This is a genomic window from Pedobacter jejuensis (assembly GCF_003725795.1).
In the GTDB taxonomy this organism is placed as follows: domain Bacteria; phylum Bacteroidota; class Bacteroidia; order Sphingobacteriales; family Sphingobacteriaceae; genus Pedobacter; species Pedobacter jejuensis.
Genome location: NZ_RBEE01000042.1, coordinates 231,480 through 251,061 on the forward strand (window position 1 = coordinate 231,480; position 19,582 = coordinate 251,061).

General features: G+C 35.7%; 16 protein-coding genes. 6 read left to right on the forward strand and 10 right to left on the reverse strand.

Annotation, left to right across the window (positions count from 1 at the left end):
• Positions 1-9: 9 nt before the first annotated feature.
• Positions 10-1,092, reverse strand: coding sequence for an efflux RND transporter periplasmic adaptor subunit (locus D7004_RS15610; protein WP_123206769.1), 1,083 nt, complete (start codon positions 1,090-1,092; stop codon positions 10-12).
• Between the two features lie 407 nt (positions 1,093-1,499).
• Positions 1,500-2,498: a virulence RhuM family protein gene (locus D7004_RS15620; protein ID WP_123206771.1), complete on the reverse strand. Its 999-nt coding sequence runs from the start codon at positions 2,496-2,498 to the stop codon at positions 1,500-1,502.
• 355 nt (positions 2,499-2,853) lie between these two features.
• Between D7004_RS15620 and D7004_RS15625 the strand changes: the two genes are divergently transcribed.
• Together D7004_RS15625 and D7004_RS15630 are read left to right on the forward strand one after the other, a co-directional pair.
• Positions 2,854-4,344 carry a gluconokinase gene (locus D7004_RS15625; RefSeq protein WP_123206952.1) on the forward strand — a complete coding sequence of 497 codons (1,491 nt, stop codon included), beginning with the start codon at positions 2,854-2,856 and terminating at the stop codon, positions 4,342-4,344.
• A gap of 1 nt (position 4,345) precedes the next feature.
• Positions 4,346-5,635, forward strand: coding sequence for a gluconate:H+ symporter (locus D7004_RS15630; RefSeq protein WP_123206772.1), 1,290 nt, complete (start codon positions 4,346-4,348; stop codon positions 5,633-5,635).
• Here D7004_RS15630 and D7004_RS15635 read toward each other — a convergent pair whose 3' ends face one another.
• The 3 genes from D7004_RS15635 to D7004_RS15645 form a co-directional block, all read right to left on the reverse strand.
• Entirely contained in the window at positions 5,636-6,055 is a 420-nt protein-coding gene (locus D7004_RS15635; RefSeq protein WP_123206773.1) for a response regulator, read from the reverse strand.
• 3 nt (positions 6,056-6,058) lie between these two features.
• Complete coding sequence (locus D7004_RS15640) at positions 6,059-9,430, reverse strand: PAS domain S-box protein (protein WP_123206774.1); 3,372 nt, start codon at positions 9,428-9,430, stop codon at positions 6,059-6,061.
• Between the two features lie 333 nt (positions 9,431-9,763).
• Complete coding sequence (locus tag D7004_RS15645; RefSeq protein WP_123206775.1) at positions 9,764-10,966, reverse strand: GAF domain-containing sensor histidine kinase; 1,203 nt, start codon at positions 10,964-10,966, stop codon at positions 9,764-9,766.
• A 684-nt stretch (positions 10,967-11,650) separates the two neighbouring features.
• Here D7004_RS15645 and D7004_RS15650 point away from each other — a divergent pair.
• Both D7004_RS15650 and D7004_RS15655 read left to right on the forward strand, forming a co-directional pair.
• Positions 11,651-12,295 carry a hypothetical protein gene (locus D7004_RS15650; protein ID WP_123206776.1) on the forward strand — a complete coding sequence of 215 codons (645 nt, stop codon included), beginning with the start codon at positions 11,651-11,653 and terminating at the stop codon, positions 12,293-12,295.
• Positions 12,296-12,378: 83 nt separating this feature from the next.
• The gene (locus D7004_RS15655; protein ID WP_123206777.1) at positions 12,379-12,750 is read left to right on the forward strand and encodes a hypothetical protein; all 372 of its coding nucleotides are present in this window, start codon (positions 12,379-12,381) and stop codon (positions 12,748-12,750) included.
• A 376-nt stretch (positions 12,751-13,126) separates the two neighbouring features.
• Here the strand turns inward: D7004_RS15655 and D7004_RS15660 are convergent, their stop codons facing one another.
• On the reverse strand, positions 13,127-14,848 hold the full coding sequence (locus D7004_RS15660) for an alpha/beta fold hydrolase (protein WP_123206778.1): 1,722 nt from the start codon (positions 14,846-14,848) through the stop codon (positions 13,127-13,129).
• Positions 14,849-15,296: 448 nt separating this feature from the next.
• Between D7004_RS15660 and D7004_RS15665 the strand changes: the two genes are divergently transcribed.
• Both D7004_RS15665 and arr read left to right on the forward strand, forming a co-directional pair.
• Positions 15,297-15,518 carry a hypothetical protein gene (locus D7004_RS15665; protein WP_123206779.1) on the forward strand — a complete coding sequence of 74 codons (222 nt, stop codon included), beginning with the start codon at positions 15,297-15,299 and terminating at the stop codon, positions 15,516-15,518.
• Positions 15,519-15,732: 214 nt separating this feature from the next.
• On the forward strand, positions 15,733-16,152 hold the full coding sequence (gene arr / locus D7004_RS15670) for an NAD(+)--rifampin ADP-ribosyltransferase (RefSeq protein ID WP_407946547.1): 420 nt from the start codon (positions 15,733-15,735) through the stop codon (positions 16,150-16,152).
• Between the two features lie 92 nt (positions 16,153-16,244).
• Here the strand turns inward: arr and D7004_RS15675 are convergent, their stop codons facing one another.
• The 4 genes from D7004_RS15675 to D7004_RS15690 form a co-directional block, all read right to left on the reverse strand.
• Positions 16,245-16,973: an acyl-CoA desaturase gene (locus tag D7004_RS15675; protein ID WP_123206781.1), complete on the reverse strand. Its 729-nt coding sequence runs from the start codon at positions 16,971-16,973 to the stop codon at positions 16,245-16,247.
• A gap of 204 nt (positions 16,974-17,177) precedes the next feature.
• Positions 17,178-17,675 carry a cupin domain-containing protein gene (locus D7004_RS15680; RefSeq protein ID WP_123206782.1) on the reverse strand — a complete coding sequence of 166 codons (498 nt, stop codon included), beginning with the start codon at positions 17,673-17,675 and terminating at the stop codon, positions 17,178-17,180.
• A gap of 72 nt (positions 17,676-17,747) precedes the next feature.
• Positions 17,748-18,302, reverse strand: coding sequence for a hypothetical protein (locus D7004_RS15685; protein ID WP_123206783.1), 555 nt, complete (start codon positions 18,300-18,302; stop codon positions 17,748-17,750).
• A gap of 111 nt (positions 18,303-18,413) precedes the next feature.
• Positions 18,414-18,647, reverse strand: a complete 234-nt coding sequence (locus tag D7004_RS15690; RefSeq protein ID WP_123206784.1) for a hypothetical protein — start codon at positions 18,645-18,647, stop codon at positions 18,414-18,416.
• Between the last annotated feature and the right edge of the window lie 935 nt (positions 18,648-19,582).

Sequence of the window (19,582 nt, forward strand, 5' to 3'; positions counted from 1 at the left end):
GGATTTAGATTATTCTGTTTTTAATCTCAACTGTTTGATGACTTCTTGCGGTTGCTGAAATTTATAGGTGATTTTATCATCATCTTTAACTTTTTGCACACCTTCCAATAAAATCTTATCGCCTAGAGCAAGGCCATCACCTATTACATATAAATCAGGTAGTTCACTTGCAATGGTTATCACCCTTGAATGGACCTTATTTTTACCATCGAGAACAAAAACGTATGTTTTATCCTGAATATCGTAGGTTGCTTTTTGAGGAATAACCAATGCATTTTTTAGCGGTACAACCATTTGGATTTTACCTGTTTCGCCGTTTCTTAATAAATTATCGGTATTAGTAAACCTGGCCCTGAAGGCAATGTTACCCGTTTCGTTATTAAATTCACTTTCGATAACTTCTACCTTGCCTTTAGATTTTAGTAATTCATTATTAGCCAATAACAATCCAACCTCTTGTTGTCCTTTTACTTTTGCGGCAGATTGATAATTTAAATATTCGGGTTCGGATACATTGAAATAAGCAAAAACCTGACTATTATCAGATAAGCTGGTAAGCAATGCACCCTCATCAACCATACTTCCCAATTTAAATGGAATGCGATCTATTGTGCCATCAAATGGTGCACGGATTTCTGTAAAACCCAAATGCATTTTTGCTAATGAGGTTTCTGCATTGGCTGCCTGCAATTTGGCTTTAGCCATGGCCAGCTCATTTTTAGAAACTACATTTTTATCGGTAAGTAATTTTGTGTTTTCTAGTTCAATCTCAGCAGATTTGGTTTCTGCCTGTGCCTTTAACAATTCTGCTTGAAGCATTTTTGGCATAATCCTGAATAGCACCTGCCCAGCTCGTACATGCTGACCTTCATCTACATAAATATTTTGTAAATAGCCTTTTTCAAGCGCTCTGATTTCTATATTTCTAACAGATTTAATCTGAGAAACATACTCTTTAGTAAAGGAAGTATCGATTTTTAACGGTGAGGTAACCGCATAAGTAACAACTTCTTCTTTTTCTTCTTTTTTCGGTTTACAGCCTGTTACGTAAAGTAAAGCACACAAGCCAAGGAAAATGACATTTCTCTTCATCTTTTTTTACTGATTTTATCTGATTTAGTTTTTTTATAAATTAACCGCAGTGACAGACTTGCTATAAAGATTTTATCTGCGTAAAAGCAGATATAAACACTTCAGTAGTTTAGGGCTATCCTTTTGATTAATTACGATACGAAATAACTACAGATTTATGAAGTTATAATGAAGTTGGGTACATCGAAGCTTTTAAAGTAATCCTTAAAGATTCTTTTGTGCTTTGAAAGATAGGAATAAGGTTTTTTTGGTAGATGTTACGGATAATACTGTATTCGAACAACTGAAAGTTGCTACAACGGGTATTGCTTTTTTGCTAATCCAATTTATTTACAAATTACGAGGTGTAAATAAGGATTGTATGTATTCCCTTCCTAAATTTCAAATCGGAATACATAAATATGAGATCATAAATCTGTTTTCTTCAGCAGCTTGTCAAAATCTGAAATAATTTTTTGAGTTTTATTAAACTCATCATATTCTTTAATTGCTCTTTTATCTGCCTGAAGTTTAGAAATCATGCCCTTCCCTTGTAGAATTTTATACTCATTAAAGGTTAAAAACTTATTCACACTTTCTGCCAATTGTTCCATTGTAAAAGTGTTCTCTCTCTCAATCAAACCCTCAATGTAATCAAAATATCCTGTTATAGTTCTTTCTAATTGGCTTATTTCCTTTTCCTGTAAATAATTTTTAGCGATCAAGACATCAGTTTTTATTATTCGCCCATCCGGTGCATTTTTCCATGTGCTAAGACCCATATTATCTTTTGTTTTGTCTGCCAATTGGTATATAATTTCTGCCGCTGTTCTACCTGTTATAGCATAGTGAAATTTGTTTTGCACCATAGCATAAAAGTTCTTGGTTATTTCAGCATTTTTATCATAATTAATACTGCACTCTGCAAAAATATCTGTGACTTGTTGGTATATTCTACGTTCGCTCGCTCTTATGGAACGAACTCTACGCAATAATTCCTTGAAATAATCTTTGCCAAACAGGGTTTGACCTTGTTTCAGTCGGTTATCATCCAGCACGAAACCTTTAATGATAAACTCTTTTAGGGTTTGTGTAGCCCAAATTCTAAACTGGGTAGCTTTGCTACTGTTTACTCTGTAACCTACCGAAATGATGGCGTCCAAGTTGTAAAATTTAGTATTTCGAGAAACTTCTCTATTACCCTCCCTTTGAACTTGTAAAATTTCTTTACAAGTTGCATCCTCTTGTAATTCAGCACCTGCATAAATATTTTTAAGATGGGTTGTTATATTTTGAGTAGAAGTATCAAATAATTCAGCCAACGATTTTTGCGTAAGCCAAACGGTTTCATCCTGCACAAAAACATCTACTCTAACTTCACCACTAGGATTATTGTAAATAATTATATTTTTCAATTCATCATTCATAAATCGTCAATCTAAAATTTAGTAATGTCTTATGATATTTTTTAAAATGATATGATACTTTGCTATGTAATCTTTTGTACGCACACAAATACAGTATTACTTTCAATGGTCACCCTCTTGAAAATTAAAGAAATACGACTAACCATATCCGGCATAATGTAGGCATATTAATTACTCAAATTCATTCATTTATTTACCAAGTAAAGATATGTTTTAAATTGTTTTTGGTTTACAATCATTTGGCAAAATATAAATTACTACTTTACAATTGGCAGCGTTAAAACTTTATAGTGCAATTAATTTTAGACTTAAATTTCAGTTTCAAAAACTTAAATTGCAGCTCAAACCTAAACGAATGAAATACATTGCCGGCATAGACATTGGTACTGGAAGCACAAAAGCAGTGGCTTTAAATATGCTTTACCAGCCTATTGCTTCCGCTCAGTTGTTCTACCCAACTGAAACACCAAAAGCGGGTTATAATGAACAAAACCCTGAACTTATCTGGCAGGCATTTATCAATTGCATTAATGAACTTCAAACCAAATTAGGTTCGGCACCAGTTACTATTGGCTTAAGTTCGGCCATGCATAGCTTAATTTTAGTTGATGAAGATTGCACACCGTTAGCACCAATGATAACCTGGGCTGATAATAGAAGTGCAGATATTGCCCGAAAACTAAGCGCAACCAAAACAGGTTTAGCCATTTACCAAGCTACAGGAACACCAATTCATGCCATGTCGCCACTTTGTAAAATAATTTGGCTTGCCGAGCATGAGCCTGGGCTGTTTGCTAAAACACATAAATTTATATCCATAAAAGAATATATCTGGTTTAAACTCTTTGGCGAATTTAAAGTAGATTTTTCCATAGCATCAGCCACCGGATTGTTTAACATCCATACCTTAAATTGGGATGAGCAAGCACTTCAACAAACAGGTTTAAATGCTGAAAGATTATCCACTCCCGTTCAAACCGACTTTAAAAATTCCAACTTACAATCAACCGCAAAGCTTATTTTTCCAAACCTCAATACCACCTTTGTAATTGGCGCTTCTGATGGCTGCCTGGCCAATTTAGGTAGCGAAGCAATAGAAAACGGAGTTGCTGCAATAACCATTGGCACAAGTGGCGCATTAAGACTAGCAAGTTCAAAACCAATTTTTAATCGAGTTGCAATGCCTTTTAGTTACATTTTAGATACCAATACCTTTATTTGTGGCGGACCAATAAATAATGGAGGTATTGCGATTCAATGGCTTTTAAAAAATGTTTTTGGCAAGAAAACGTTGAGTGATGAAGATTATGAAGTATTATTCGATTCTATTGAAGGTATTGCTGCAGGAAGCAACGGACTAATTTTCCTGCCCTATTTAACTGGCGAACGAGCCCCGATTTGGAATAGTGAAGCCTGCGGAACTTTTTTTGGTTTAACATTACAACATGAACAAAGCCACATGGCTAAAGCAATTGTAGAAGGAATTTGTTATGCCTTAAACGATGTAATGAAAACAGTAGAAGATGCTGCAAATCCAATTAAGCAAATTAACGTTAGTGGCGGTTTTGTACATTCAAAAACCTGGATGCAAATACTGGCCGATGTGACCGGAAAAAAATTAGTATTAATTTCCGAAGAAGATGCATCAGCAGTTGGTGCCGCTTATTTAGCTGCAAAAGCGACTGGCTTAACCGAATCTTATCCAACAAATGGATCGGAAAATCAACAGATTATATCGCCAGATTATTCAAATCATTTAAAGTATCAAAGAAATTTTCTCATATTTAAAGAACTGTATGCAAATCTACATCTAACCATGCATCATCTTCATCACCTAAATAAATAATATGTCGTTACTTATTGTACTTGCCGGAATTGTGTTGCTTTTTATACTAATCATTAAAAAGTTAAACCCGATGATTGCATTGCTTTTTGTAGCTATTTTAACCGGATTATTTTTGGGTATGCCGGCTGCAAAAGTTATGGGTTCGGTAAGTAATGGCATAGGTAGTACACTCGGCAGTATGGTAATGGTTCTTGCTTTGGGTGCCATGATGGGTAAACTTATTGAAGATAGCGATTCTGCCAAAAAAATTGTATTTATTTTAATTAAATTATTCGGGCAGAAAAACATACAATGGGCCGTTTTATTAACAGGCTTACTGGTTGGTATTCCGCTATTTTACAACGCAGGATTTGTGGTTTTAATTCCGTTAGTATTTGCTATTGCCTCTGCAACAGGTTTATCAAAATTGTATATTGGCATCCCGATGGCGGCAGCGCTTTCTGTAACCCACGGATTTTTACCTCCGCATCCGGGTCCGGTAGCGTTGGCGGCAATATTTCATGCAGATTTAGGCAAAACCTTAATTTTTGGTCTAGGCTTAAGCATCCCGATTGCAATTATTGCTGGCATTTATTTCCCAAGGCTAATTATTAAAAATGAAAATGCCGGGTCATCTAAAACCTTTGTATTAACTGAAGATGAAAATCTTCCATCGGGATTAAAAAGTTTTAGCACTGCATTATTGCCTGTTTTGCTAATCGTTGCAGGAACTTTGGGCGTTACATTTACCAATCCTTACTTTTCTAAACCAGTTTTCGTTTTCCTGGCCGACCCAACTGCTGCCCTGCTCATCGCAGTGCTAATTACGGTTTTTGTTCAGGAGGTTAGCATGTCCAAAGCCATGGAATCTTGTGTAGAAGGCGTAAAAAGTATCGCAATGATTATATTAATTATTGCTGCTGGTGGTGCTTTTAAACAAATTTTAGTTGATAGTGGCGTAGGAGAAACGGTAAAAACGCTCACCGCAAACCTTAATCTCTCCCCTTTATTTTTAGCATGGCTCATCACAGCTTCGCTTCGCGTAACATTGGGCTCAGCTACAGTTGCTGCACTAACCGCATCGGGCATTGTTTTACCGCTTATTGGAACAGGAGCTTCTCCCGAATTAATGGTTTTGGCCGTAGGTGCAGGCAGTTTGATGTTCTCTCATGTAAACGATACAGGTTTTTGGATGTTTAAAGAATACTTTAACCTTACCTTAAAAGAAACCTTTAAAACCTGGACTATGATGGAAAGCATCGTCTCTATAGCAGGCTTACTAGGTGTGTTGCTTATTAATCACTTTGTGTAACTACACGTTTTGATTTGGTACAGCTTCTTTAAAAAATGGTGCCACTTCTGCAATATTTCTTAGGCGATCGATGTGGCGTGTCTTAAGTGGTTTACTCAAAAAATCTACAACCATATCATACTGTTCTGCTTTTTGTTTATCGGCTTCATTTACAGAAGATGTAACCATAACGGTTAGAATATTATCTTTAAATTGGTAGTTTTTAATCTCATCAAGCAAATCCCAACCATTCATTACCGGCATATTGATATCTAGCAAAAGCAGAAACTGCATACTCTTACCTACCTCAATAATATGGGATAAGGCCGATTTTGCATTATCAAAATATGCACAAGCACAATTGGTTTCATCTTCCAATTTTGCCTCATGTATCATCAGTATCAGGCTATCATCATCAATAACCAATATTTTTCTGTCCATTAATTAAATTTTAGAAGCATCAGATTTGATGGTTATATCTCTTATGATATCATCAAGTTCTTTTGCCGAACTCTCAATGTGCTTAACAATCTCGTTTTCAGATAGTTTTTTCTGATTTGCAGAGCTGCTTAGCATATCTGTTAAGGCTAATATTCTTGCTAAAGGTGCCCGTACAATGTGCGATTGTATCCATGCAATTTCCTTCAACTTTTCATTCTGCGCTTCTACAGTATTAATATAATGCAGTCGCTCGGTAATATCATTGGCAACAACCAGCTTTGCCTTTCGCCCGTTAAATACAATCGGATTGGTTTTAATATCAACATTTATCAACCTTGAATCTTTTGTAAGGTGTTGAAATGTACCCCTGAAAACATTTCTGTGCTTCGAATTATCCATTATTCTTTTTTCCAAAGCAGCCAATTCTGTTTCTGGTCTAATGTCGCGGATACTCATTTTTAAAAACTCATTTCGTGTAAAGCCATAATTTTCAACCGCAGCCCGGTTTACATCAAGAAACTTTAAGGTTTCAAAATCGTAAACCCACATGGGTAGCGGACTAACATGAAACAGTTCTTGATAACGTTTTTGCGATTCGGCCAATGCCTTATTGGCTTGTGCGAAATCGATTTCGGCTATCTTCCGAACACTAATATCTTGAATACTTCCATAAGCCCTTACACATTTGTTATTTACAATTTCCGTTTGCCCAATGGTTCTAATCCACTTTAATTTTCCATTTAAAGTTTCTACCTGTATTTCTTCATCCCAATTTTCTAAACTTTCTAAACAAACAGTATCGCTTAAGCCGTTTCTTGCCTTATCATTTGCCGCACCAAAAAAGCGGGATATTACCTTTGCATCAGGTTTAAAACCATCGGGTGCCTCTATAATTTCACAGGCCACTTTAGAGCAATATACATTTCCCGCCCTCGGATCGATTTCCCAACTTCCAATAAGGGCGAGACTGTTTGATTTGTAAAGAAGGACTTCTAGATTTTTTCGCTCGGTGATATCCTTTCCTACCGCGAAAATTGAACCTTCTTCAACAACTGAAGTAGCCGTCCACGATAGCCAAATTGTTTTACCAGCTTTGGTAATGTATCTGTTTTCAAAATGAGAAATTTCATTATTAATCGCAATTTTTACGGCCTCTATTGTTTTCTTCCTATCATCTGGATGTATAAAATGAGTTGCAGGCTCACTCAGCAATTCATTATCCGAATAACCCAGAAGTTCGCATGCAGCAAGATTTATCTTTCTGAAAAAACCTTTATAATTAAACACCGCAATAATATCTGGTGCGAAATTAAAAATTTGGTCCAGTTCGTTCTCCAACTGTTTCCGCCTGATTTCCGCACCTAAAAATTTTCCTAATTCTTCTCCAATTATAGCTTGTGCTGAAGATTGGGCTTTTATATCACCTATCAAAATCAATACACCGATAAAGGCTCCACTATGCACCAATGGAAGCCCGATGGCATTATTAGCGCCAATATGCAAAGCCGCAAAACTTCGGGAGAAATCAGCAGGATCTTCTAAATTATCGAGGATTTGCATGTCCATCATTTCCCAAACACTACCTTCTAAGCTCTTTCCCTTAGGTATTTTCTTGATATCTTTTGTTTCTTCGTGAAACTGGATTCCTTCCTTAAGCTCAGTTTTTTTAGCAAAAAGTTTCAAACTCCTTTTGTAAGTATCAGGCAACCAAATTTCGGATATATCAAAACATGTGCTTTTATTTATTGTGGCCAAAACCACCGCAAGTATATCGCCCAAAGTGCCAGGACTATTAAATGATGCTGCAATATCATTAAATAGCTTCTTACGTATTTCGTCGGTTTTTATTTTGGTTACATCGCGTTGAATAGAAATTGAGCGATCAAAAACACCCTTTTCATTGGCAACCGGTGTGATGGAAAAATTATTCCAAAACTCTTCGCCATTTTTTTTATAGTTGATTAAGTTTGCTTCGCAAGAGTAACCATTATTTAGATTGTAAATAACCCTATCAAGTTCTTGCTGGTCGGTTTTTGGTCCTTCTAAAATTTTTGCCGATTTACCTACAACATCCTCCGGCAAATAACCTGTCATTAAGGTAAAAGCATTATTTACATAAATAATTTTAGGAATCTGCACTTCCCCAAACTCTACCTGCGTTACCACCACAGAATCTGTAGTATTCAGCACAACAGATTCTAAAAGTTGCAGCCGCTGCTCTTCCTTCCTTTTTGTGGTGATGTCATGCATCGCACCCACCATCCTTAAGGCTTTACCAAATTCATCTCTAATGATAAAACCTTTATCAAGTACAATTGCATATTGACCGTCGTTTTTCAAAAATCGATATTCGCTACTCCAGGCTGTTTCTTTGGTATCAACGGCAGCATTTATGGCATTAGCCACCCGTGACACATCTTGTGGATGAATTTTATTCATCCATGATTTCATATCTGAATTAAGTTCTTGCTCTGTATAACCGAATAGTAATCTAAAATTTTCGGCCCAAATTAAGGTGCCACTTGCAATATCCCAATCCCAAATTGCATCGCTTGTGGCCATTGCTGCATATCTATATCGCTCATTACTAATTTCTGCCTTAATTTTATCAAGTGTGCGTTCGGTTATATCTCTAGAGTTTGCTACGAGTCCTCTTATATCAGGGTCGTTTAATTTATTACTGATTATTGTTTCCACCCACATCCAATTGCCTGCAGCGTTTTTAAATCTGTATGGTTTAAGGAGTATTTTTTCGATATGCGACGCTTTCGTAAGCTGCGCAGCAATCAGTGGCACATCATCTGGGTGGATAAAATCAAAGGCATTGGTATTTTTAAAGTCTTCTGGCCTTAATCCTAAAATCCCTTCCGATGTTGGACTTACATATAAATAATTTCCACCCGCGTCAATCACAGCAATCATATCCAAACCTTCCATTACTAAGGCATCCAAAACTTTAGTATTGCCAAAGCGATTATTGGTTGCCGAAATTGGAAGATCATTCATGCCAATTTTATGCAAGAAATATCGGTTTCCATCTTCATCAACATCAATTAAATGGCAAGTAAGATGATGATTTTCAATTGTTTTTGCATTCAAAGATGCATTTTCAGTTGCTGAATAAAAATTTTCTTTTAGGTTGATGAAAAAATTTTCTACCCCAGCCAAACGATTGTTGTAAATGGCATTTAATTCCGTAATGGTTAAATCCGCTAAGCTTTTTTCGGTAAGATCAAAAAAAGAAAGCCATGCTCGGTTTGCTGCAACAAACTTAAAGTTTGTTGCAGAAACACCTACCACTACAGAAGGCATTTCTATGGCATTTAACAATTGGAGATAACCAGTTTGAGAGATCATAACTTCTTTTTCACTCATCTATGTTTACAATCTTTTCAGCTCCCATTAGCGGCATTTTATAGCTTTAAAAATTCAATGTATGAAATTAGATTGAATACAAAGCTTATCCAAATCGTCATCTGCCCAAATTCCACCCATCTTTTGTTAATTGATCTATTTTATGACCTACTAAATAGGATGAAATATGATTTTAAATTAGCAGGAGGGCGGTTTTTATCTCTTGAATTATTAAACGAACAAAATGAATATTTATATTATTCCTTCTATTCATTTTCACCATTTATAGCCCTTGGCGCAATAAATACGCATGTCCTGTTGTAAAACATTATAACGCTATATATTGGCGGTAAATTAAGATAAAGGTATGGTAATTTCGAAATTTGTTCCCCAACCCTCTTGTGATGTTATTTCCATTGTACCATTAAGGCTTTTAACATTTTCAGTAACCATTGGCAAACCTAAACCATAACCTCGTTCACCAGATGTCCCATCGCTCGATTCCAACTGCCCATTCAAAATCTTATCTACTGATTCTTGACTCAATCCATTTCCATTATCAGAAACATCAATTTTTAAGGTTTTTTCTTTATCAACCACACTTAAATCGAGTTTTACCGTTACCGTGCCATAATCAGAACTAAATTTTATCGCATTAGAAATTAAGTTCCCGGCGATTGTTAACAGCTTATATTTAGAAAAATTAACGTTATGATTTGCAGCACCTACAATTACCTTGAAGAAGATATTTTTTGCCTTCGCCTGTGGTGTATATAATTTATCCAATCTATCTTTAAAAGTAATCACATTAAAATCATCACTTTTCAATACCTTCTCCTCGTTTAGTATTTCTTCGGTGAGGGTTAAAACACCTTTGGTACTGTTTTCAATCATCTTCATGTAATCCAACACATCCGAAATTTGATTTTGCACATCACGCTTCCGAATGATATCAATAATGCCGGTTACGCCAGATAATGGACCACGAATATCATGAGCCGCCTTACGCTGGCTCTTTTTAGATTCATCAAGCTCATTTTTTAAATTTTGAGTGATCTTTAGATTTATCAATTTATCTACAACTTCTTTGGCCAGCAGCTTTAGCAATTCTATCTTATCTGGAGTTAAGGTTTTAGCCGTTTCATCCATCACACACAAGGCACCAATATTATAACCACCCGGTGTTTTTAAAGGAACGCCAAAATAATGGCGCAAATTTAGCGGACTGCCTACGTAGAAAAAATCCTTCGAGCGCTCATCTATAGATAAATCGCTGATTTCTAAATGTTCATCACCTGCTATGGTATATTGGCAAATAGATTCCTCACGCGGCATTTGATCTATATCTAAACCATAATTAGAAACAGACCACTGCGTAAAAGAATCAATAAGATTTACTAAAGAAATATGACTGCCAGAAATTTTTGCTGCAAGCGCTGTTAAATTCTCAAAGTTGCTTTGTAAATCAGTGTAATCTGGGTCGAAATCTGCGAGCACTTTTAAACGCTCAACTTCATTTGCTGGTATCGGACGGGAGTTTTCGCTGCTTAATGCCATTAGTTTTATTTTAATTCCGAGCGCAGCACAAAGTATGATTTTTGAAGCTTATTCTAAAATATATTTTATATAAAGGTTCTTAATTGGTGATTATAATAAGTTAAATATTTGGTGCTGAGGGAGGTTTGCTACTTCCTGCTCAGAAGATAAATAATTTGTACAAAGACTACCATTTGCTTAAAATAGAGTTGAATATCATCATGATGGTTAATGTCCAAAATATTAATGGTAATGCTATCAATGACTTAGCAATAAGTTAAAATATTGATGTAACGGTTGTGCTAAATTATCGTCATAACTATATCTCAATCACTATTTACATCATGAAAACTTTATCCCGCATCTCATTTTTTTTAGTCCTTTTCAGTCTTGCTGCAACTCAATCTCGCTCGCAGCAATCCTCTGCTTCTGATAGTATTGATGTCTTTCTTAATACCAAAATATGAGAATCAGAAATTTGTAGGGAATTGCATTAATCTAATGGCATTAATTTCCCAAAAACTTGTATCACAAAACAGAGTTTAATAAATTTACATTGAAAGGTTTTAGTTATACAATAATGAAGATCAGAGACGCAGGAGTTTCTACCAAAGAACAAATTTTAAATTTGTGGATTGAAGCTCTCGAAAAGGCGGGATTCGAATCATTTTTAGGGAGATATAACGCATTAAAAGTCTCAACTTAATGAAGATCCAGAAAATTAGAGGTCAGAAAAGAAGGTCAAAGAATATTGAAGATTGGATAGACGCCAATTTGATTTACAATAAAAGCTACTTCTTTAGGAACCAAAGAGATTATTGTGAAGTTCTTATACACCCTTGGTGTGATATATCCATAATAAACAGCACAATTCCCGAGCCTAAGAGAAAAAATAGAAGAAAAATTATCTTAGGATTACTCGATATTTATGAATCTTGGAAAACCGAGCTAGATTCCGTAGCTAAAGATTACTACCCAAAAATCTGGTTATTTGAGCCTCATATTTCTAAATCACAGGTCGTTTGTGCAATTGATGATAAGCTGCACTTTTATGATAATACTTTCCAACAATCGAATCCTCCAAAGTCTTTTGGATTTAAAAGTTATGGTGAATTAGAAGACAGACTAAAGCAATACCAATGGAAATCTTTTGAACATAAAATGACTTTAGAAGATGATCATTTAGGTAAGCCCGAAGACTATCGTAACCTAAAGGATTACATTGAAACGAAAAAGTGGCTTGATAAAAAACTTAAACAACCTCACCGTACATATACTATAGTTGAAAATGGTATTGAAAGAACCTTTAACGCATTTACACAGGGAACAATTTGGATCGGAGGCAGATAAGACTAATCACAAGTTTAAGCGTAGTTAGTTTCAATAAATATTAACTTTCATCTCATAAAACGAACCCATAAATGATCATATGAATGAGCAGTAAAACCTTAGGACAATATGGCATCTCATTTGCCAGGAAAGCTAATGGATTAATTGATATAAAAGCAAATTCAAAAAATTTAGATATATATCTTTATCTATTGTCTAAATATAAACCGTTATTAGAAGAACTAATTTCTACCCTAAAACTGGTCATCACCGGCCAATTTGGTAGCATCAATGCAGATAATTTGATTTGGCCTAGAGAGTTAGGTTATGACATTTACATAGGAGAAATTGTAAGTAGCACAACATTTGAACTTTATTTAGCGGATAGTTATGAGGAAACAATAGAATTCTTCCCCTTGGAGGATGTTGAACAAATTGCTATATCTCTCTTGAAATTTATGAACCAAAATGTCTAGAAATGTTGAAAAGGAAACATTTTCAACAGCATTAAATACTATATTGAATTGAATACCTCTATATAGTTTCTTGTTACTAAATTACTCAGACAAAAGACCTTTCTGTCGAAATTTTACAGCTTTAGCTTTTCTTAAGTGATGTTTTTTAGGTCTTTCACTATTTCAGTAATAAGTAACCTAAATGTTATCTCAACAAACGAAGGAATTTGAGCATGTTAGCTCTTATAAATTAAAAGCTAGTTAGCTTTTAATCCCGCTGATTGATTCCCTAATATAGAGACTCATCAGATGATCTGCATAAAATAGGTCAACAGACCTCCCGAAATTTATGAAGCTAAGTCGTGTCGCTTTTTTTGCTTTTCTTTGATTTATTTCCCTAATCTATGCTTTTCCCTGGCGCCAGGAAGTCGAGTACGATCTTATTAAAAACTTTCGGATTCTTTACCGGGACATAATGGTCGCTACCGGGTATGATTTCAAGTCGGGAATTCTTGATAAACGATTGGATTAATATGGTGTGCTTTCTTTTTACAACATCAAATTCTCCTGCTAATACCAATACAGGTGCAACTATTCGCTGTAACGCGTTCTTGTTCAAGTGTGGCTCTTTCAATACCAAATCAGCCAGGCGCATTTGATTTTGAGACTCCAGATCAGCATGTTTCGATAAGCTATCCCTACGATGTTCAAATATTTGGATAACGTCTTCTTCAATAGCGTCTGCTCCTGGAAACAGATTTGCGCCCATAACTACTATTTTCTCTACCTTTTTAGGATGCATTAATGCAAAAATCAATGCAGTATTCCCGCCGTCACTCCAGCCTAGCAAGCTGGCCTTCTCTATAGATAACGAATCCATTACCGTTGAAAGATCTTTAGCAAACTGCTCATAAGTATAGGGTGATACCTTATTGTTAATGCTTTTGCCCTGGCCTCTGGTGTCCAAAGCAATTACTTTGAAATGCCGCGACAACGGTTCAATTTGTTCTCTGAATGAATTGATTTGCTCATTATTTCCATGTAACAAAAACAAGGGGCTACCCTGTCCATATGATTCATAATAAATTTCCCCCTGGTCGACTTTAATATGCTTACCTTGATTGTTCCCGTACAACAGACCGGATAGTGCGGGGTTGTTCTGGATGATCTCAGTCTCACTATCCGAGCGATTATCAGTTGCACTTTCTTTACCACTTTTTATTGAAGATGCCTCAATCTCTATAAGTAAGTAAGAACTTGAAACCTTTTGCCACTGCGCTTCCCCTTTAATCCTATACAGACTTGAACGTAATGGCCCGGGAAATGAAGGTATAAAAAATGCCGACTGCGTACTATCACCAGGCAGAGGTTCCAAATCTAAAATAGCCAGAGAAATTGCTATTTCTTTCTGCCCTTTTATATGTATCTGGTAAGGGCGTAAGTCTATATTTACAGGTCGCGGCATGCCTACCTCGGTGTTGCCAATTACATCAAAGACCACATCTTTTTGAAGAATAGATTGATTCGGCAGCCCCTCTTTAACACTATAGATGTTCATTCTAAGTTTGATTCTGCTGAAAGTTCTTCGGTTTATTTTAAAACTTAGGGTCCTTAAGAAAATATTCTGATCAATTTTTAGGATCGTAGCCTGCTCACGCCCTTTCTCATCGCTATGTTTTGGTATATTTTTATACATGGCCGGAAAGAATATGAGGCTGGCATTTGAGCGACCATATTTTTTTATTTGACCAGGATTTGCTTTGATGTTTACCATTTCAAGCGTTTGTGGTGATTCATATAGCTTGATAAGCTTTTCTGTTTTCAAAAAAGATTCCCAGTCCATCTTCACGCTTTTGTACCCAACAGCTGAAAAGAAAATTGAATCCTTGCCCGCAACGTCAGTCTGTAGATAAGAAAGTGAATATCGTCCTGCAGAATCAGAAACTGTGCCTACAGGCTTGTTTTTGATTCCTATGCTTACATAAGGAAGTGGCGAATTAGTTTGGCCATCAATGGTGACACCCTTTAATATTGTGGAATGGGCATTAGCGTCTTGGACCAGAATGACCATCAAAGTAATAAAGAAAAATAAGAATCGATTAGCACTAAAATATAACATTATGAATTGCCGGATTGGTTGGCAAATATTAATAATCGGCGAATGGGAACGAAAATATTAACCTTATTTAACATTAAACTTTTATAAGGCTAAAGAAAAAATTTCGCATTGCACACAAAATTGCATCTTATTGAAAAACATGGGTTCGTAATAAGCACGTATTGCACCATTTACTTTTATTTACAATTTTTTGCACCATTTAGCACTTTTTATCTCTTGTAAAAAAAGCTATTTTTTCAGATATTAGGCTTAATAATTATCATTCATTGAATTCCTGCTCGGGTAGGATAGTTTTTCAGTTTGGTTTTGCTTTATTCTCCATCGGCAGATGAAGCGTAGATGAAGCGCAGATAAGCGCAGATGATCCGCTGTTAAGGGCTTAATTCGGTAAAGCAACATTGAATAGCTATGGCACCTCCCAACTTGTTGCGGTTTAACCAAACAACACATGAAAAGAGTATGTATTTATCCGAAAGATGTTAGCATCTTAACTGGAAAAAGCTTAACACAAGCACAAAGAGTGCTTAGAAATTTAAGATTTGTATTGAATAAGCGTAAAGATCAATACATTACATTTGATGAATACGCTAATTTTTCTGGAATTGATGTAGAATTGATTCAGAAAATTTGTTTGATGCTGTCTTTGATTTGTACTATCGCCATCAGTTAAGGAACAAAACCCGCCCCACGTCCCCGGGTTTTTGTTTTATCAAAAATTAGTACAGCTATGATTTGTAAATATTTAGCTCTCACCTTTAACGCATATAAATGAGATGCATAAGCTCTTATGCATTATTGTTCTTTCTGTAAAATTAAATTCTTATGAACGTTAAAAATATCTTGCTAAATCCATTTAAACATCCTCACCTATGGCCAATAACAATATAGATGCCGCACCAACTCCATTTGCACAAACCTATTTTCATGGCACCAAAGCAGATTTACAAATTGGTAGCTTAATTAAAGTTGGCTACAATTCAAATTATGGGCAAAGACGCAATGCCAGATACATTTTTTTATCCGCTACTTTAGATGCTGCAATTTGGGGAGCCGAACTCGCTGTTGGCGAAGAAAAAGAAAGAATATACCTGGTTGAACCCACAGGCGAATTGGAAGACGACCCGGATGTTACAGACAAAAAATTTCCTGGAAACCCTACAAAATCCTATCGCTCAACGCACCCTTTTAAAATTGTCGGCGAAGTAATGAATTGGCAAAGCCATGCACCTGAGCAAATAAAAGCCATGAAAGATGCACTTCAAAAATTAAAAGAAAATGGAATAGATTCTTTAAATGATGGTTGATTTTAACATAAATGCAGATTAAGATGCCCGTTCAAAGTGGTGATAACGAAAAAACGGAATTCGAAAAACGAAAGACGAAAAAACCGATAGAATTACAATTTCCTGATATTGATAATTTTTAACCAGTGCAAAAATTTCATCACCGGGTAGGTTGGGTCAAACTCCCACCATTTACTGGCAAAATTCGGGCTGTTTGGTTTTTTATGGTGATTGTTTTGGAACAACTCGCCCATCAGTAAAAAATCCCATGGTAAAGAATTTTTACTATGATCTTCATTATCATGGTTAGAATAACCATATTTATGGCCACACCAGTTAACAATAGCGCCATGCAATGGGCCCATTAAAAAATGTACAGGCAATAATATAAATAACCACCAATGATTGGCAAAAGCAATATAAAAACCAATGTAAAACAATCCGCAGCCAATTCTCCACAACCAAGAATTACCAATTTTATCAACCAATGGCCATTCAGGATAGTTACCTTGAAAAGCCGGCTCTGGCTGAACTTTAAACTGAAGATAATTCATATACATATTCTTCGTGGCAATCATCATCCCGAAAACATCCTTAAAGAAATGAGGCGAATGCGGGTCTTTCTCCGTATCGCTATAAGCATGGTGCATGCGATGCAAAATGGCGTAAGCTCGAGGATTTAAAAAAGAAGAACCCTGAGAAATCAACAATACCAGGTAAAAAAATCTTTCCCAAAAAAGTTCCATTTTAAACATCTTATGCGATGAGTAACGATGCAGAAAAAAGGTTTGACTAAAAAGAGAAAGAAACCAATGTAAAAGAAAAAAAATGAAGATAATCATGTAATATGTGTATGCTTAATAAACGAAATTTATTGCCTTTTAGTTTTCAATAACATTCCGATAAAAATGTTCGCCATTTAAGCGAACGATATGCTAAATTTAAAAATGCTTTAATAATGCCTTCAACAAGCGTAAGATAACATTTGGCTCAATCTCTATTTTATCACATTGAGCTTGTCTAAATGCATTACTACTGTAGTCATATTACCTGCCGAAATCGTCTTGAACCCTTACAATATCGCTTTCATCTGATGGGTTTGAAGCATCGGTATGTTGCCAGATTTCTGCAACCACTCCCCAATCATCTAAACCAATTAAACGATGGCGTTCGCCTTGTTGTAATTTAATTTGGTCTTTTGGTGCATATTTTTTTACGTCACCTTCTTCATCAGTTGCACTGGTTTTAATACCAACTGTACCAGTTACCACTTGCCAAATTTCGGCTCTGCGGTGATGATATTGCCAAGATAAACGTGTATTCGGCGCAACTATTAATATTTTCGGACTTAATTTACCGCCAATTTTAAGACTTTCAACATCCAGTCCATCAAAATAGGTATCTGCAAACTGTTGTGCTTGTGCTTCATCAATTACAAAAAAACCACCCCAAGGGCGAGTTTCATCGCGGTTTACTACATTAAAACCTTCAATTTTTAATCGCTGTGCTACGTTATCGAATATTTCTGATTTGTCGTTTTCCATAATTGCCGTAAAAATAATGGATATAAATTAAAAAAGCCCTTTCGGGCTTCTTTAATTTGTAAAAATTTTAATCTACTTGATATCTGTAATTACAATATCGGTTGCCTGCCCAACAGATTGAACAACAAAAGGAAATGCTGGGTTATTTAAAACCCATAACTCCAATTTGCCATCTTCGCTAACAACATGCATCGTATCAATATCTTTACCACCAATTTTAACACCTGCTGCATCTGGTGTTTTCACTTTGAATTTAACACCCCCGTAAGTAAATGCTTTTGTATCGCTCAATGTTTTAAACGCTGCCTGAGAGATCACACCGAACGTTTCATTGTCTCCCAATTTTGTAACCCCTAAAGCTGGTTGTGTTACAGGTAAAAATTGTATTCCGCTTTCTATCGCTTTTGCACTCATTTCAAAAGCCCCGTCGCCATAACCTTCAACAGACCAACCGATGCTAACCGGAGCCGTGATGCTTTTAACGGTTAATACCAACGGAAATTCTTGCCCCTGAACAAATGCATTTGCAGACATAACCGTGCCTACCTTAATTTCTGGGATGCTTTTTTGAGCTTTTGCATGTACAGCGAGCGCTAAGCAAAAACAAATAGTAATGATTTTTTTCATGATGAATAGTTTTTATTGAAGATAAAGGTTTTTAAGGATATTGAAAAAAGTATTACACAAAAAAAGCCTTCAATATTTAAAGTGAAGGCTCGGTATTATTTATAATTTTATCTAGTTTTCTAGTATGTTTTCTAAAACAGTTTCAATGAATATCGATTTGCCATTGTTCCAGGTTTGAGCGCAAGACATAAACTCTATAATATCGTTTATTTTATAATCAGGAATATTGCCCAGGTCTTTAAATTCAGCAACCAGAATATAAGAGTTCATATCACCAAAACCCCTTAATTGCTTAACCCTTTGTAAAAAAAAGCTTAAATCAGATTTTCTGTTTGCATTTTCCATGGAACAAATCTAACCTTTTTACTAATTAATAATACAGTAAAATTACCCTTTTTGTAAATTACATGTTGACTTTAGTCAATTTCTTAGAAAGCATTGTATTTGGGCAGAAAATCTCAGACTCCAAAATTGTCAAGTAGAAACTTGAGTTCGATTATTAGTTTTCCCTCACATTTTAAATAAGCTTCTCTTTTTAATTTACGTCACCCTGAATTCATTTCAGGGTCTATTTTGCAGGAAAGATGCTGAAATAAATTCAGCATAAAGTGTCGTACAATCAATACGGCGATAAAACAGCAAACTTATTAAAGACGCTTTTCTTAGTTAACGTCACCCTGAATTTATTTCAGGGTCTTATTTGCAGGAAAGATGCTGAACTAAATTCAGCATGACGTGTCGTAAAAGCAATACTGCGATGAAACAGCAAAAGATTAATAAGCTCCATTTTTAGTTAACGTCACCCTGAATTTATTTCAGGGTCTTATTTGCAGAAAAGATGCTGAAATAAATTCAGCATGACGTGTCGTGCAAGCAATACGGCGATGACACAGCAAAATTTAAGTTTAAGAATCGAATTCAGGCTACAAAAATTTCCTGGCCATTTTCAAAATTACAATCACACTTCTTCTGTGATTTCTGTGTTTCTGTTGCAATTTTATTTTTCCTTGAAAACGTTAGTTCAGTAATTCTTTTGATGTTTCAGCCCTGCTTTCCATTACAAGCCCAATGAAGAATTGGGGCTTTCCATTTCAATCACGTTTATTTAACAAAGGTAAGTTGCTTTTCGGGCATTTGCCGTCAGCTACATTGAAACATAGCGGAACTACAATCTTCAATACGGCAAAGTACAAAGATTTCTCGACTACACTCGAAATGACGCCGTATATTCCCGTCATCTCGATTGGAGCGCAGTGGAACAGAGAGATCTTTGACCAGTA